This is a genomic window from Micromonospora carbonacea (assembly GCF_014205165.1).
Classification (GTDB): Bacteria; Actinomycetota; Actinomycetes; order Mycobacteriales; family Micromonosporaceae; genus Micromonospora; species Micromonospora carbonacea.
Genome location: NZ_JACHMZ010000001.1, coordinates 6,753,063 through 6,766,058, shown reverse-complemented (window position 1 = coordinate 6,766,058; position 12,996 = coordinate 6,753,063). Strand labels below are relative to the sequence as shown.

General features: G+C 75.2%; 16 protein-coding genes. 7 read left to right on the top strand and 9 right to left on the bottom strand.

The features are described from left to right. Window positions 1–179: 179 nt before the first annotated feature. From HDA31_RS28305 to HDA31_RS28290, 4 genes are all read right to left on the bottom strand, one after another. A complete protein-coding gene (locus HDA31_RS28305) occupies window positions 180–926 on the bottom strand; it encodes a ZIP family metal transporter (RefSeq protein WP_178062920.1) in 747 nt (248 codons plus the stop codon). 61 nt (window positions 927–987) lie between these two features. Then, entirely contained in the window at window positions 988–2,184 is a 1,197-nt protein-coding gene (locus HDA31_RS28300; protein ID WP_178062921.1) for a GNAT family N-acetyltransferase, read from the bottom strand. Continuing rightward, the gene (locus HDA31_RS28295) at window positions 2,181–2,903 is read right to left on the bottom strand and encodes a PP2C family protein-serine/threonine phosphatase (protein ID WP_178062922.1); all 723 of its coding nucleotides are present in this window, start codon (window positions 2,901–2,903) and stop codon (window positions 2,181–2,183) included. Before HDA31_RS28295 ends, HDA31_RS28300 begins: the two co-directional genes overlap by 4 nt. Before the next feature lie 126 nt (window positions 2,904–3,029). Next, window positions 3,030–3,599, bottom strand: coding sequence for a helix-turn-helix domain-containing protein (locus tag HDA31_RS28290; RefSeq protein ID WP_221486709.1), 570 nt, complete (start codon window positions 3,597–3,599; stop codon window positions 3,030–3,032). A 56-nt stretch (window positions 3,600–3,655) separates the two neighbouring features. Here HDA31_RS28290 and HDA31_RS28285 point away from each other — a divergent pair, with 56 nt between their 5' ends. Continuing rightward, entirely contained in the window at window positions 3,656–4,933 is a 1,278-nt protein-coding gene (locus HDA31_RS28285) for a benzoate/H(+) symporter BenE family transporter (protein WP_178062923.1), read from the top strand. A gap of 106 nt (window positions 4,934–5,039) precedes the next feature. On the opposite strand, the gene HDA31_RS28280 is transcribed toward HDA31_RS28285, so the two are convergent. From HDA31_RS28280 to HDA31_RS28265, 4 genes are all read right to left on the bottom strand, one after another. Then, window positions 5,040–5,423 carry a hypothetical protein gene (locus tag HDA31_RS28280; protein WP_178062924.1) on the bottom strand — a complete coding sequence of 128 codons (384 nt, stop codon included), beginning with the start codon at window positions 5,421–5,423 and terminating at the stop codon, window positions 5,040–5,042. A gap of 45 nt (window positions 5,424–5,468) precedes the next feature. Then, entirely contained in the window at window positions 5,469–5,708 is a 240-nt protein-coding gene (locus tag HDA31_RS28275; protein WP_074475507.1) for a hypothetical protein, read from the bottom strand. 82 nt (window positions 5,709–5,790) lie between these two features. Further along, window positions 5,791–6,264 carry a large conductance mechanosensitive channel protein MscL gene (gene mscL / locus HDA31_RS28270; protein ID WP_178062925.1) on the bottom strand — a complete coding sequence of 158 codons (474 nt, stop codon included), beginning with the start codon at window positions 6,262–6,264 and terminating at the stop codon, window positions 5,791–5,793. 39 nt (window positions 6,265–6,303) lie between these two features. Then, window positions 6,304–7,059 (bottom strand): FadR/GntR family transcriptional regulator, encoded by a 756-nt coding sequence (locus tag HDA31_RS28265; RefSeq protein WP_246384264.1) that lies wholly within the window; start codon window positions 7,057–7,059, stop codon window positions 6,304–6,306. 197 nt (window positions 7,060–7,256) lie between these two features. Between HDA31_RS28265 and HDA31_RS28260 the strand changes: the two genes are divergently transcribed. Next, window positions 7,257–8,417: an MFS transporter gene (locus tag HDA31_RS28260; RefSeq protein WP_221487866.1), complete on the top strand. Its 1,161-nt coding sequence runs from the start codon at window positions 7,257–7,259 to the stop codon at window positions 8,415–8,417. Between the two features lie 4 nt (window positions 8,418–8,421). On the opposite strand, the gene HDA31_RS28255 is transcribed toward HDA31_RS28260, so the two are convergent. Next, window positions 8,422–8,778, bottom strand: a complete 357-nt coding sequence (locus HDA31_RS28255) for an STAS domain-containing protein (protein WP_178062926.1) — start codon at window positions 8,776–8,778, stop codon at window positions 8,422–8,424. Between the two features lie 164 nt (window positions 8,779–8,942). On the opposite strand from HDA31_RS28255, the gene HDA31_RS28250 reads away from it, so the two are divergent. The 5 genes from HDA31_RS28250 to HDA31_RS28230 are packed head-to-tail and all read left to right on the top strand — an operon-like array spanning window position 8,943 to window position 12,994. Beyond that, on the top strand, window positions 8,943–9,803 hold the full coding sequence (locus HDA31_RS28250) for an STAS domain-containing protein (protein ID WP_178062927.1): 861 nt from the start codon (window positions 8,943–8,945) through the stop codon (window positions 9,801–9,803). Next, on the top strand, window positions 9,803–10,207 hold the full coding sequence (locus HDA31_RS28245; protein ID WP_178062928.1) for an STAS domain-containing protein: 405 nt from the start codon (window positions 9,803–9,805) through the stop codon (window positions 10,205–10,207). Before HDA31_RS28250 ends, HDA31_RS28245 begins: the two co-directional genes overlap by 1 nt. After that, window positions 10,204–10,623 carry an ATP-binding protein gene (locus HDA31_RS28240; protein ID WP_178062929.1) on the top strand — a complete coding sequence of 140 codons (420 nt, stop codon included), beginning with the start codon at window positions 10,204–10,206 and terminating at the stop codon, window positions 10,621–10,623. The genes HDA31_RS28245 and HDA31_RS28240 overlap by 4 nt, the downstream gene beginning before the upstream one ends. Then, window positions 10,620–11,636, top strand: coding sequence for a SpoIIE family protein phosphatase (locus HDA31_RS28235; RefSeq protein ID WP_178062930.1), 1,017 nt, complete (start codon window positions 10,620–10,622; stop codon window positions 11,634–11,636). Before HDA31_RS28240 ends, HDA31_RS28235 begins: the two co-directional genes overlap by 4 nt. A gap of 32 nt (window positions 11,637–11,668) precedes the next feature. Continuing rightward, window positions 11,669–12,994: an ATP-binding protein gene (locus tag HDA31_RS28230; protein ID WP_178067022.1), complete on the top strand. Its 1,326-nt coding sequence runs from the start codon at window positions 11,669–11,671 to the stop codon at window positions 12,992–12,994. Window positions 12,995–12,996: the final 2 nt, after the last annotated feature.

The following is a 12,996-nucleotide window of genomic DNA, read 5'->3' as shown; positions in this document are numbered from 1 at the left end:
CCCCGCGCAGCGGGTACGGGGCCAGGCATGCGGATCGTGGTGGTGGGGGCGAGCGGGAACGCCGGGACGGCGCTGCTGCGCCGGCTACGCCGGGAACGGGGCCTGGACCTGGTCGGGGTGGCCCGCCGCCCGCCCGGCCACACCAACCCCTACCGACCTCGCCCGCGCCCGGAGCGCACTCAGGCGTGGGAGAGCGCGAAGGCGGTCAGGAAGCCGGCGACCGTGATCAGGCCGACCAGCAGGTGCGCGTCCTCGAACGCCTCGGGGACCATGGTGTCGGTGATCATCGCGAGGATCGCGCCGGCTGCCAGCGCGGTGATCGAGGCCAGCACCTCCGGCGGCGCGCCACCCAGCAGCGTGTAGCCGGCGAGCGCCGCGAGGCCGCTGACCAGGGCGATCCCGGCCCACAGGGCGAAGACGTACCGGCTGCTCCGGCCGGCCCGGCGCATCCCGGCGGCGCTGGACAGGCCCTCCGGCACGTTGCTGAGGAAGACCGCGACGACCGTGACCAGGCTGACCGGGCCGCCGGTGAGCAGGCTCGCGCCGATCACCACCGACTCGGGGATCCCGTCGAGCAGCGCGCCCACCGCGATCGCCGACCCGGAGCCGGGCGCGTCCTGTTCCGACGGCTGCGCGCCGGAGCGCTTGCGGTGCCGCGCGCCCCGCCGGGCCAGCAGGACGTTCGCCCCGGTGTACGCGACCGCGCCGCCGGCCGCCCCGACCGTGGTGGGCAACAGGCCGCCCTGCTCGTGCGCCTCGGCGATCAGCTCGAAGGAGACGGCGGAGAGCAGCACCCCGGCCCCGAAGGCCATGATCGACGCGATGACCCGGCGCGGTACGGGCACGAACCAGCCCAGCGCCGCCCCGAGCAGCAGCGCCGACCCGGCCAGCAGCCCCCAACCACCCGCTTGCGACCATTCCGGCATCCGCAGGACGCTACCCGCGCCCCCGAGCCGCGAAACAGCACCCGCTCGCCGCGGCCAGGGTCTAGAAGTCCGCGAAGAGGTATGGCAACCGGCGGGGGAAGAGCCGGCGCAGCTCGGCGGCGGCGTCCGCCGGCACCCGGCCCAGGCCCCGGACGTCGACCTCCGCCGGGTCCAGCACCCCGTACGCCAGGGCGGAGAGCCCGGCCGCCGTGAGCGTCGCCGCCGGCACGGACCCGGCGGTGCCGGCGTCGCCGGGCAGCTCCAGCCGACCGGTCGCGCCGTCGAGCAGGTGGGTGCCGGCGAGCCACCGGTCCCCGGTCAGCTCCACCCGGACCCGCCCCGGCCCGGCCGGGAGACCGGCCAGCGCGTCGAGCGCGAGCAGCCGGGCCATCGGCGCGGACGACCCTGGCCGGGCGACCCGCGCCTCGACGTGCACGGCCAGGTCGGTCAGCCACAGCTCGGGCAGCTCGTCCGCCGGGATCCGCAGGCGGACCCGCTCCACCTGGTCGACGTGTCGGGCGAGGAACTGCAGGATCAGGGACCGGGCGTACGGGTCGGCGACCAGCAGGTCGTCGCCGGCCAGCTCGCCGCCGTGGTCGTCGATCCGGTACGTCAGCACGCCGACCGTCTCGCCGTCGACGCGGGCGGTGAGCTGCCACCGGTCGTCGTCGTCGCGCTGCCGCACCGCCCTGGTGTCGGGGAAGACCGCGAACCCGTGCCGCTCGGCCAGGCAGCGCTCGGTGAAGGCGCGGTGGTCGGCGTACCCGACGCCGCTGCGGCCCCAGGCCAGCTCGCCGGGCAGGTCCGCGCGCAGCAGCGGGGCCAGGTCGGCCGGGGCGAAGGCCACCGTGCGCGCCCGGGGCAGCCCGACGTAGCCGAAGCGCTCGTAGAACGACGCGCGGAACGGGTACAGCGTGGTCAGCGGGTGCCCCTCGTCGCGCATCTCGTCGAGGAGCTGGCGCAGCAGGTCCCGGACGTGCCCGCGCCGCCGCGCCAGCGGGTGGGTGGCGACCCCGGCGACGCCGGCCATCGGCAGCACCGCCCCGCGCAGGTTCTGCCGCATCGGGATGGCCGACACGGTGGCCACCGTCTCGCCGCCCTCCTCGGCGACGAGGGTGCGGGTGGCCTCGTGGTAGGGCAGGTAGCTGCGGAACTCCTCGGCCCGCCCGGCCCGCATCGGGGACGCCTCGAAGGCGTACGCCTGGAGCGGGAAGGAGGTGGCCGGCCGTTCGGCGTTGGTCAACCGGCGGATGGTCATGCGAGCGCGCTGACGTCGGAGACGACGACGGTGACGTTGTCGGGCGCGCCGGCCTGGTGGGCGAGCTTCACGAGCTGCTCGCCGCACTGCTGGCGGTCGCCGTACATGGCGAGGGCGGCGGCGATCGCCGCGTCGTCCACGTAGTCGGAGAGCCCGTCGCTGCACAGCAGCAGCCGGTCGCCGCCGAAGACGGTGAGCGTGCCGATCGCCGGGGGCGTGTCGGCGCCCTGCACGGCGCGGGTCACCAGCGACCGCTGCGGGTGGTGCCGCGCCTGGTCCGGGGAGAGCGCGCCCTGGTCGACGAGCGCCTGCACGAACGTGTCGTCCCGGGTGAGCTGGGTCAGCTCGCTGTCCCGCAGCAGGTAGCAGCGGGAGTCGCCGACCTGCGCGAGGACCAGGACGTCCCCGGCGAGCAGGCCGGCCGTGAGCGTCGTACCCATGCCCTCGCGCGCCGGGTCGACGGAGATGGCGGCCCGGATCCGCTGGTTGGCGGTGCTCACCACGGCCCGCAGCGCGTCGGCGGCCCCCTCGGTGGTGGTGGGCGGGTCCAGCTCGTCGAGGATGCGGATGACGATCTCGCTCGCCACCTCACCAGCCGGCAGGCCACCCATCCCGTCGGCGACGGCGACGAGGCGGTCACCGGCGAGGGCGGAATCCTCGTTGTTGGTCCGCACGAGGCCGACGTCGTTGAGGATGGCCGAGCGGAGGATCAGCGTCATACGACAAGCTTGCCAAGAAGACCCGCCCGGCGTCTCTACGCCCTCCGGGGTCGGCCCGAAAAGAATCTTGTGTCGGCGCGGGTGGCCGACCGGCCGGCGGCCCGAACGGTCGACCGGCCCGAACGATCAGCGGCGGGGGTAGCGCAGCAGCAGGCTCGCCCACACCTCCTCGTCGCCGATCGCCGCGTAGCCGTGCGGCACGTCCGACGTCCACCGCAGGTGGCCGCCGGGACCGGCGGTCAGCGGGGCGTCCACCGGCCCGGCGCGGAGCTGCCCGGCGAAGACGGTGACGTGCTCGGTGACCCCGGGCTGGTGCGCGGGGGAGAGCTGCCCGACGCCGGGGGCGACCCGCATCCGGTACAGCTCGTACGTCGCCCCGGCCTCGGTGAACACCTCCAGCAGGGTGGCGCTCACCGCCGCCCCGCGCACCGTGGGGGTCGCCGCCGGCCCGGAGAGCGCCGCGGTCAGCGGCACCCCGAGCTGGGCGGTCACGGCGTAGAGCGTCTCCAGGGTGGGGTTGCGGGTGCCGTTCTCCAGGCCGGAGAGGGTGGCCTTGCCCACCCCGGCGAGCCGGGCCAGCGTGGACAGTGACAGGCCGCGCTCCTCGCGCAGGGCGCGCACCCGGGCGCCGACCGTGCCGGCGTCCGTGACTGCCTGCTCCCGGGCCGTTCGGGGGGTTGGTGTCGGCGACTCCATCCCGCTATCGTGCTACACGCCATCGTTCCGTAAACGGAACGGCGAAGGGGGAAGACGTGGCCGGCCTGCTGCAACCCGTGCTCGCCGGGGTGGTGACCGCGCTCGTCGGCTTCGCCAGCTCGTTCACCGTCGTGCTCGCCGGGCTGCGCGCCGTCGGCGCCGACGAGCGGCAGGCGGCCTCCGGGCTGCTCGCGGTCAGCGTCGCGTCCGGCCTCTGCGCGGTGTGGCTGGGCCTGCGCCACCGGCTGCCGATGGCGATCGCCTGGTCCACCCCCGGGGCGGCGCTGCTGGTGGCCACCGGCCCGGTCCCCGGCGGCTGGCCGGCGGCCGTCGGCGCGTTCGTCGTCTGCGGTGCGCTGATCGTCGCCGCCGGCCTCTTCCCGGCCCTCGGCCGGGCGGTGGCCGCGATCCCCGGGCCGATCGCCGCCGCGATGCTGGCCGGGGTGCTGCTGCCGCTGTGCACCGCGCCGGTCCGCGCCCTGGTCGAGGTGCCGAAGCTGGCCGCGCCGGTGGTCGTCACCTGGCTCGTCCTGCACCGCTTCGCCCGGCGCTGGGCGGTGCCCGCCGCACTCGTCGCGGCGGCGGTCGCCATCGCCGCGACCACGCCGGGCGGCATCGGCGCGCACGGCCTGCGGCCGGTGTTCGTCCTCACCGCGCCCGAGTGGACGGTGCCGGCGGTGATCGGGCTGGCCCTGCCGCTGTTCCTGGTCACCATGGCCGCGCAGAACGTCCCCGGGATGGCGGTGCTCACCGGGTACGGCTACCGCCCCCCGCTAGGCTCCGCGCTGCGGGTCACCGGCCTGGCCAGCGCGATCGGCGCGCCGGTCGGCGGGCACGCGGTCAACCTCGCCGCGATCACCGCCGCGCTGGCCGCCGGCCCCGACGCCCACCCGGACCCGGAGCGCCGCTGGGTCGCCTCGGTCACGGCGGGGGTCGGGCTGGCGCTGCTCGGCCTCGGCGCGGGCGTCGCCACCGCCCTCGTGCTGCTCTCCCCGCCCGTGCTGATCGAGGCCGTGGCGGGGCTCGCGCTGCTCGCCGCGCTGGCCGGCGCGGTGTCGGCGGCCGTCGCCGACCCGGCGACCCGGGAGGCGGCCGTGGTGACCTTCGTCGTCACCGCCTCCGGGGTGAGCCTGCTCGGCGTCGGGGGCGCGTTCTGGGGGCTGCTCGCCGGCTGGTTGATGCTGCTGTTGCTGCGTCGCCGCCGTGCGGGCGACCCCACCGCGCCGCCTGCGCCGGTCGAGCCCGCGCCGGTCGAGCCCGCGCCGGTCGAGCCCGCGCCGGTCGCGCCGCCCGCGCCCGTCGAGCCCGCGTCGGCTGGGCCGGCGGAGCGCTAGATCGACTCCATGTCGGCGACATGGTGGGGAAAACCGCCCCGGGATACCGCGATGTCGCCGACATGAAGTCGATCAAGGGACCGGCGTCGATCGAGGCCCGCTGGGGTCACTCCTCGGCGGGGAGGCTCGCCGCGAGGACGTCGAGGCGTACCCGGCCGTCGGCGACGGCGGCGATCTGGTCGGCGAGCACGTAGACCGCGCCGGTCGGGGCGTGGTCGGTGGAGACCTTCAGGTAGCCGGTGCGCAGCAGGCGGGCGGCCAGGTCGGCCGGGACGTCCGGCTCCTCGACCGCCGCGGATTCGATCAACTCGTCCAGGCTGCCGCCCGGGTCGGCGGTGGGGGCGGTCGACGCCTGCACGGTCAGCGCGTTCGGGTCGCCCCGCTGGACGAGGTCCACGGTGCCGACCTCGACGCCGGTCACGTCGACCACGGGCATCCCGGTGGTGACGCGGGAGATGCCCGCCTGCTGATCCGTCCCCTGCTGCTCCATCCCGGGGCGGTTCCCGCCCGGCCACCGGACTAAACGCCGCGCCGGTCAGGCCCATCCGGACGGCGGCCGGGGGGACAGTTCCCGCCACCCGTCCGTTCCGGCGAGCAGCGCGCGGACGGTCTCCTCGGCCTCCTCCGCGCTCGGGTGCTCGTAGAACCGGGAGACCCCCTCCGCGCCCCCGGCGCGCTGCTCGACGTGCCACCGGTCGCCGTCGACCCGGAGGAAGACGTCCCGCCGGGCCAGCCGCCCCCATTTGCCGTTCCACCAGTGCTTACGCTGTTCCATGGCCGGACTCTATCGAACATGTGTACGACATAATCCGGCCCCCACGGGATCCCGTGAGGGCCGGATTGTGTCGCGGTGGGCGTCAGCGCGCGGCCGGGGGCTCCGGGTTGCGGCCGAGCACGTCGTCCAGGGCCCCCCGCTGCTGGCCGGGGGTGGTGTGGCCGGCGGTCACCAGCGCGTCCCGGATCTCGGTGAGCAGCTTGACCTCCTCGCTGGGGGCGGCGGGCGGCGGCTCCTCGCCGCGCTTGCGCCGCTCGGCCAGCCTGTTCATCGGGAAGACGACCAGGAAGTAGAGCGCCGCCGCGGTGAGCAGGAAGGTGATCGCCGCGTTGACGAAGGCGATCCAGTCGAAGGCGATGCCCCGGAACTTCGGGGCCGTGCCGGCGAGGCCCTTGTCGCTGCCGGTGATCAGCAGCACGAGGACGCGGATCAGCGGGTCCAGGAACGACTTGGTCAGCTGGGTGACCACGCCCGTGAACGCCGCGCCGATGACGACGCCGACCGCGAGGTCGACGACGTTGCCGCGCATGATGAAGTCCTTGAAGCCCTTGAGCATCCGTCACTCCCGTGGTGTCCGGTTCGGTTCCCGGGCAACCTATTCCCCCGGGGAGGGCTCCAGGAAAGCACCAGCCTCCCGGGCCGCCAAGTCCGGGTCGCCGGCCCGGATCGCGTCCACCAGGCGGGCGTGGTCGACGTACCGCTCGGGCTCCAGCGCGTCGCCCGTCGCCTGGCTGATCGTGCTGCGCAGCGCCGCGCCGACCGACGCGTACAGCTCGGCGAGCATGCGGTTGTGTGCGGCGGCCACCACCGCCGTGTGCAGGGCCGCGTCGGCCTCGACGAACTCGTCGACCCGGCCCGCGCGCCAGGCGGCCTCCCGGGCGGCGAGCGCGCCGTCGAGGGCGGCCAGGTCCGCCGGGGTACGCCGCAGCGCGGCCAGTCGCGCCGCCTCCACCTCGAAGGCGCGGCGCACCTCGACGACCTCGGTCATCCGGTCGTCGGTGAGTCGGCGGGCCACCACGGGGGCCAGCTCGTCGGTCGACACCACGTACGTCCCGGAGCCCTGCCGGCACTCCAGCACCCCGGCGTGCACCAGGGCGCGGACGGCCTCCCGGACGGTGTTGCGCCCCACGCCGAGGGCGGCGACGAGTTGCGGCTCGGTGGGGATGCGGCCGCCCACCGGCCACTCGCCGCCGAGGATGCGGGCCCGGAGCTGCTCGGTCGTCTGCCGGACGCGTTGGCCCCGGGGCGGCGGCGCGGCGGCACCGGGCGGGGATGCGGGGTCGGGCGGGGGCGTGGGGTCGGGTCGGGCGGCCGGGCCGGGCGGAGGTGCGGAATCAGCCGACGGTGGCACTGGTTACATCACCTGCCCAGGATTCATCCCATGATTGTAGGTTGAAGACCATGACCCCGCCACCGACCGTCATCGCGGAACCCGTCACCGGGGCAGCCCGGCCTCGACCGACCGTCGACGTGGCCCCGGCCCCCGCGCCCGTCACCCCGGCCCCCGGCCCGAAGCCCGCGACCGGCGGCCTGCTGGTGCTGGCCGGGATGCTGCTGGTCGCCCTCAACCTGCGCGCCGCCGTGACCAGCCTCGGCGCGCTGCTCGGCGAGGTCCGCACCGGCCTCGGGCTCTCCGGGGCGATGGCCGGTCTCGTCACCACCCTGCCGACGATCGCCTTCGCCGGGCTCGGCGCGCTCACCCCCTGGCTGGTCCGGCGGTACGCCCCGGCCCGGGTGCTCGTGGTCGCCATGACGGCCCTCGCCGTCGGGCAGGTGCTGCGCGTGGTCACCGACTCCGCGCTGGTCTTCGTGGCCACCAGCGCGCTCGCGCTGGCCGGCATCGCGGTGGCGAACATCCTGCTGCCGATGCTGGTGAAGCAGCACTTCCCGCACCGCACCGGGCTGGTCACCGGGGCGTACACGATGGCGTTGACGACGGGCACGACGGTGGCCGCCGCGTCGGCGGTGCCGGTGGCGCACGCCTTCGGCTCCTGGCGGGCCGGGCTCGGGGTCTGGGCCGGGCTGGCCGCGCTGGCCGTACTCCCGTGGGTGCCCCTGGCGCTGCGGGCCCGCGCCGCGCGACGGGCCGCCACCGGCGCGTTGGCCGTCGCCGCCCCGGCCCGGGTGCGGCCGGCGCGGACGCGGCTTGGCTGGGCGATGGCGGTCTACTTCGGCGCGCAGTCGCTGAGCGGGTACGCGATCATGGGCTGGCTGGCCCAGCTCTTCCGCGACGCCGGCTTCCGCCCGGAGACGGCCGGGCTGCTGCTGGCCGGGGTGACCGCGCTCGGCGTGCCGGTGGCGCTGCTGATGCCGACGCTCGCCGGCCGGCTGCGGACGCTGCGCCCGCTGGTGTTCGGGCTGACCGCCTTCTCGGCCGCGTCCTACCTGGGGCTGGCGCTCGCGCCGCGCGGCGGCGCGCTGCTCTGGGTGGCCCTGCTCGCCCTCGGCCAGGGCGCGTTCCCGCTGATCCTCACCACCATCGGGCTGCGCGCCCGCACGGCGGAGGGGACGGTGGCGCTGTCGGCGTTCGCGCAGAGCACCGGCTATGTGATCGCGGCGCTCGGGCCGCTGCTGGTCGGCGTCCTCTACGAGGCGACCGGCGGGTGGACCGCGCCGATCGGGTTCCTGCTCGCCGCCCTCGCCGTGCAGACGGGCGCGGGCCTGGTCATCGCCCGCCCCCGCTTCGTCGAGGACGAGAGAACGAGGTGAGCGGTCAGGAGGAGGTCGGCGTGGGGTCGCCCGCGACGGCCTGCTCCACCGTCGGGTAGGTGTGCAGCACCTCGACGAGCCCGCTGACCTCCAGGATGCGCAGCACCCCGCGCTGCGGCGCGGCCAGTCGGACCACGCCCCCGGCCTCGTCGCAGCTGTTCTTGGCGCGCACGAACACCGACAGCCCGGTCGAGTCGCAGAACGAAACCTCCGCCAGGTCGAACACGAGACGGCTGCGGCCCTTGTCCAGCAGGTCCGTGATCTGGTCCTGGAGCTGCGGGGCCGTCGCCATGTCCAGCTCGCCCGCGACCGACACGACGACCACGTCGCCGCGCTGTTCCGTCTGCACCGTCAAGGACATTCGCCGACCTCCTGCTGTTATCGGTGGAACCGTATCCCACGAGCGGGGTTCGGCGCAGAACCGGGAGCGCCGGGGTGCCGGTCGTCATGTCGTTGCCGTGGGACAACTACTTCCCGGCTACCCGGTGGTAGAGTCCGGCCGATCCAGGTCCTAGGGAGGATGCCGTGGCGTTGAGCGCGGAGGAAAGCGGTCGCCTGACCGGTCTGCTCGACGGGCACGCCGAGCGGATCACCCAGCGCTGGGCGGAGCTGCTGGCCGCCTCGCTACGCGGCCGGCTCAGTCAGGCGGAGCTGCGTCGCCAGGTGCAGGAGCTGCACCGCGCCGTCATCGAGGCCGCCCGCGGCGGCGGGTTCGACCTGGAGTCCGAATCGGCCGGCGAGCTGCGCGCCGTGCTGGCCGAGCTGTCCCGGGGCCGGGCCCGGCAGGGCTTCACCGCCACCGAGACGGCGATCAGCGTGTACGCCCTCAAGGACGTCCTGCTGGAGCTGCTGGAGGCCGACGCCGCCGACACGGCGCTGCGCGACTACGTTGCCTTCTCCGCCCTGGTCGACCAGATGGGGCTGTTCACCTTCGAGAGCTTCGTCCGCACCCGGGAGAGCCTGATCGCCGACCAGGCCGAGCAGCTGCTCGAACTCTCCACCCCGGTCGTGAAGATCTGGGAGGGCGTGGTCGCCGTCCCGCTGGTGGGCACGCTCGACTCCGCCCGCGCCCAGGTGGTGATGGAGCGGCTGCTCCAGACCCTCGTCGACACCGGCTCGCCGTACGCGATCATCGACATCACCGGCGTGCCGGCGGTCGACACCCAGGTCGCCCAGCACATCCTCAAGACCGTGGTGGCCGCCCGGCTGATGGGCGCCGACTGCATCATCTCCGGCATCCGTCCGCAGATCGCCCAGACCATCGTCGCCCTCGGCATCGAGTTCGGCGACATCGCCACCAAGGCCAGCCTCGCCGACGCGCTGCGACACGTGTTGCGGCTGACAGGCGTGGAAACGGCGCGCCGCCAGCCGCGCCGGGAGTCCTGATGGAGCGGGTGCCGGTCCTGAAGATCGGCGACATCCTGCTCGTCTCGATCCAGGTCGACATGTCCGACCAGACGGCGGTGCAGCTCCAGGAGGACCTGGCCGAGCGGATCGTCGCCACCGGCTGCCACGGCGTGATCATCGACATCACGGCGCTGGACATCGTCGACTCGTTCGTCGGCCGGATGCTCTCCACCATCGCCTCCATCTCCAAGGTGCTCGACGCCGAGACGGTGGTGGTCGGGATGCGTCCCGCCGTCGCCATCACCCTGGTCGAGCTGGGCCTGTCGCTCAACGGCATCCGCACCGCCCTCAACGTGGAGCGGGGCATGGAGCTGATCGCGGCGACCCGCGACGACCACTACGACCTCGACGAGCCCGGCGACCAGCCCACGGACACGAGGTGACCGCGGGCGTCGACCTGGGCCACCCGCAGGCCCAGGCGATCCGCAGCGACGAGGACGTGGTGCGGGTCCGCCAGCTGGTGCGCACGGTCGCGGTGGCGGTCCGGCTCTCGCTGGTCGACCAGACGAAGCTGGTCACCGCCGCCAGCGAACTGGCGCGCAACACCCTGGTCTACGGCGGAGGCGGCAGCGCCGAGGTGTCCGTCGTGGACAACGGCCTGCGGCGCGGGGTGCGGATCGTCTTCGCCGACGACGGCCCCGGCATCGCCGACCTGGACCTGGCCCTCACCGACGGCTACACCACCGGCGGCGGCCTCGGGCTCGGCCTCAGCGGCGCCCGCCGCCTCGTCGACGAGTTCGCCATCGACACCGGCCCGGGGCGGGGCACCCGGATCACGGTCACCAAGTGGTCCCGATGACCCCGGACGCCGTTTCCGACCACGGCCTCTGGTTCCGGGTCGAGAGCGGCAGCGCGGCCAGCGCGGTCCGGCGGGCCGCCGAACGGCTGGGCGGGCAGCTCGGCATCGGCGACGCCCGCACCGCCGACCTGGCCATCGTCGCCGCCGAGCTGACCAGCAACCTGGTCAAGCACGCCGACGACGGGGTGCTGCTGCTGCGCCCCGTGCGCGTCGGCGACCGGGCCGGCGTGGAACTCGTCGCCATCGACTCCGGGCCGGGCATGGCCGACCTCACGGTCTCCTCCCGGGACGGCCACTCCACCGCCGGCACGCTCGGCATCGGCCTCGGCGCGATCATGCGCCAGGCGGACTGGTTCGACGGCTACTCCCGCCCCGGCCGGGGCACCGTGCTCGCCGTGCAGGTCTGGCCGAAGGGGCCCGCCCCGGAGCAGTCCTGGGCCGGGGCGCTGACCCGGCCGCTGACCGGTGAGGCGGTCAGCGGCGACGGGTACGCCGCCCGGGTCGCCGAGGGGCGGCACCAGGTGCTCGTCTGCGACGGGCTCGGGCACGGCCCCCTGGCCGCGTCCGCGACCGACGCGGCGCTCGCCGCGTTCCGGGCCGCCCCGGCCGCCCCGCCGGCCGCCGTGGTGCAGCACCTGCACCGGTCGATGTCGCACACCCGGGGGGCCGCGCTGGCCGTCGCCGAGCTGGACGGGGAGGCCCACCTGCTCCGGTACGCCGGACTCGGCAACATCGCGGCGACCGTGCTCGCCGAGGGCGAGCGGCGGCGCGGGCTCGTCTCCCTGCCCGGCATCGCCGGCCACCAGCGACCCGTCGTCCGCGAATACGAGTACGCCTTCCCCGCCGGGGCGACGCTGGTGATGCACAGTGACGGGGTGGCGGACCGCTGGCAGCTCGACGACTATCCCGGCCTGGCCGGGCGCGCCCCGCTGGTGCTGGCCGCGACCGTGCTGCGCGACGCCGGGGTGCGGCGGGACGACGCGTGCGTACTCGCCGCGAGGGCGCCCTGGTGACGGGCCCGGCGGGCGGCCCGTCGCTGCTCCAGATGGCGCTGCGGGTCGAGCACGACATCTTCCTCGTCCGGCAGCGGGGCCGGGAGGTGGCCGAGGCGGTCGGGCTGGAACACCAGGACCAGGTCCGGCTCGCCACCGCGCTGAGCGAGGTGGCCCGGGACCTGCTGCGCCTCTGCGGCGGTGCGGACGTCACCTTCTCCGTCGTCGTCGAGGTGCAGGGCCCGGTCCACCTGCGCGTCGACCTGGCCCCGGCGCGCCCGCTGCCCCACCATGGGTACGAGCCGCAGTCCGGCGCGGTGGCACGCCTCGTGGACATGCTGGGCGTGGTGGGCCGCGGGGGCGATACGGTCGTGAGGATGTCCCGACGTGTCCCGGCCAACGCGCAGGCGCTGACCCCGGAGCGCCTCGCCGAGCTGCGCGCCGAACTCGGCAGCTCCGCTCCGGCCAGCGCCCTGGACGAGCTCGCCCTCCAGAACGAGCAGCTCATCGCCGCCCTCGACGAGGTGCGCAGCCAGCGCGACGAGCTGGCCGTGCTCAACGAGGAGCTCCAGGAGACCAACCGGGGCGTGATGGCGCTCTACAACCAGCTCACCGAGGAGCTGGAGGAGACCAACCGGGGCGTGGTGGCGCTCTACGCCGAGCTGGACGAGAAGTCGGCCCAGCTCCGCACCGCCAGCGAGTCCAAGAGCCGGTTCCTGGCCAACGTCAGCCACGAGCTGCGCGCCCCGGTGACCGCGGTCATCGGGCTGAGCCGGCTGCTGGCCGACTCCGCGTCCGACCCGCTCACCGCCGAGCAGGCCCGCCAGGTGGGGCTGATCCGGGACTCCGCCACCGACCTGCTCGGCCTGGTCAACGACCTGCTCGACCTCGCCAAGGCCGAGTCCGGGCGGCTGGAGCCGACCTGGACCGAGGTCGACCTGCGGGCGGTCTTCGGCCAGCTCCGCGGCACCCTGCGGGCGCTGTCCACCAAGCCCGGCGTCGAGCTGGTGGTGGAGGACCCGCCGCCGCCCGGCACGGTCCGCTCCGACGAGGTGCTGCTCGCCCAGGTGCTGCGTAACCTGCTGCACAACGGGCTCAAGTTCACCGAGCGGGGCGAGGTCCGGCTGCGCGCCGAGATCTGCGACGGGCGGTGGCGGCTGTCCGTCTCCGACACCGGTGCGGGCATCGCCCCGGAGCTGCACGAGCGGATCTTCGAGGAGTTCTACCAGGTGCCGGGGAGCACCCGCATCGGCGGCACCGGCCTCGGCCTGCCGTACGCCCGGCGGGTGACGCACCTGCTCGGCGGCGCCCTGGAGCTGGTCAGCAGGCCGGGACAGGGGAGCACCTTCACCGTCGTCCTGCCCACCGACGGGGCGTGACG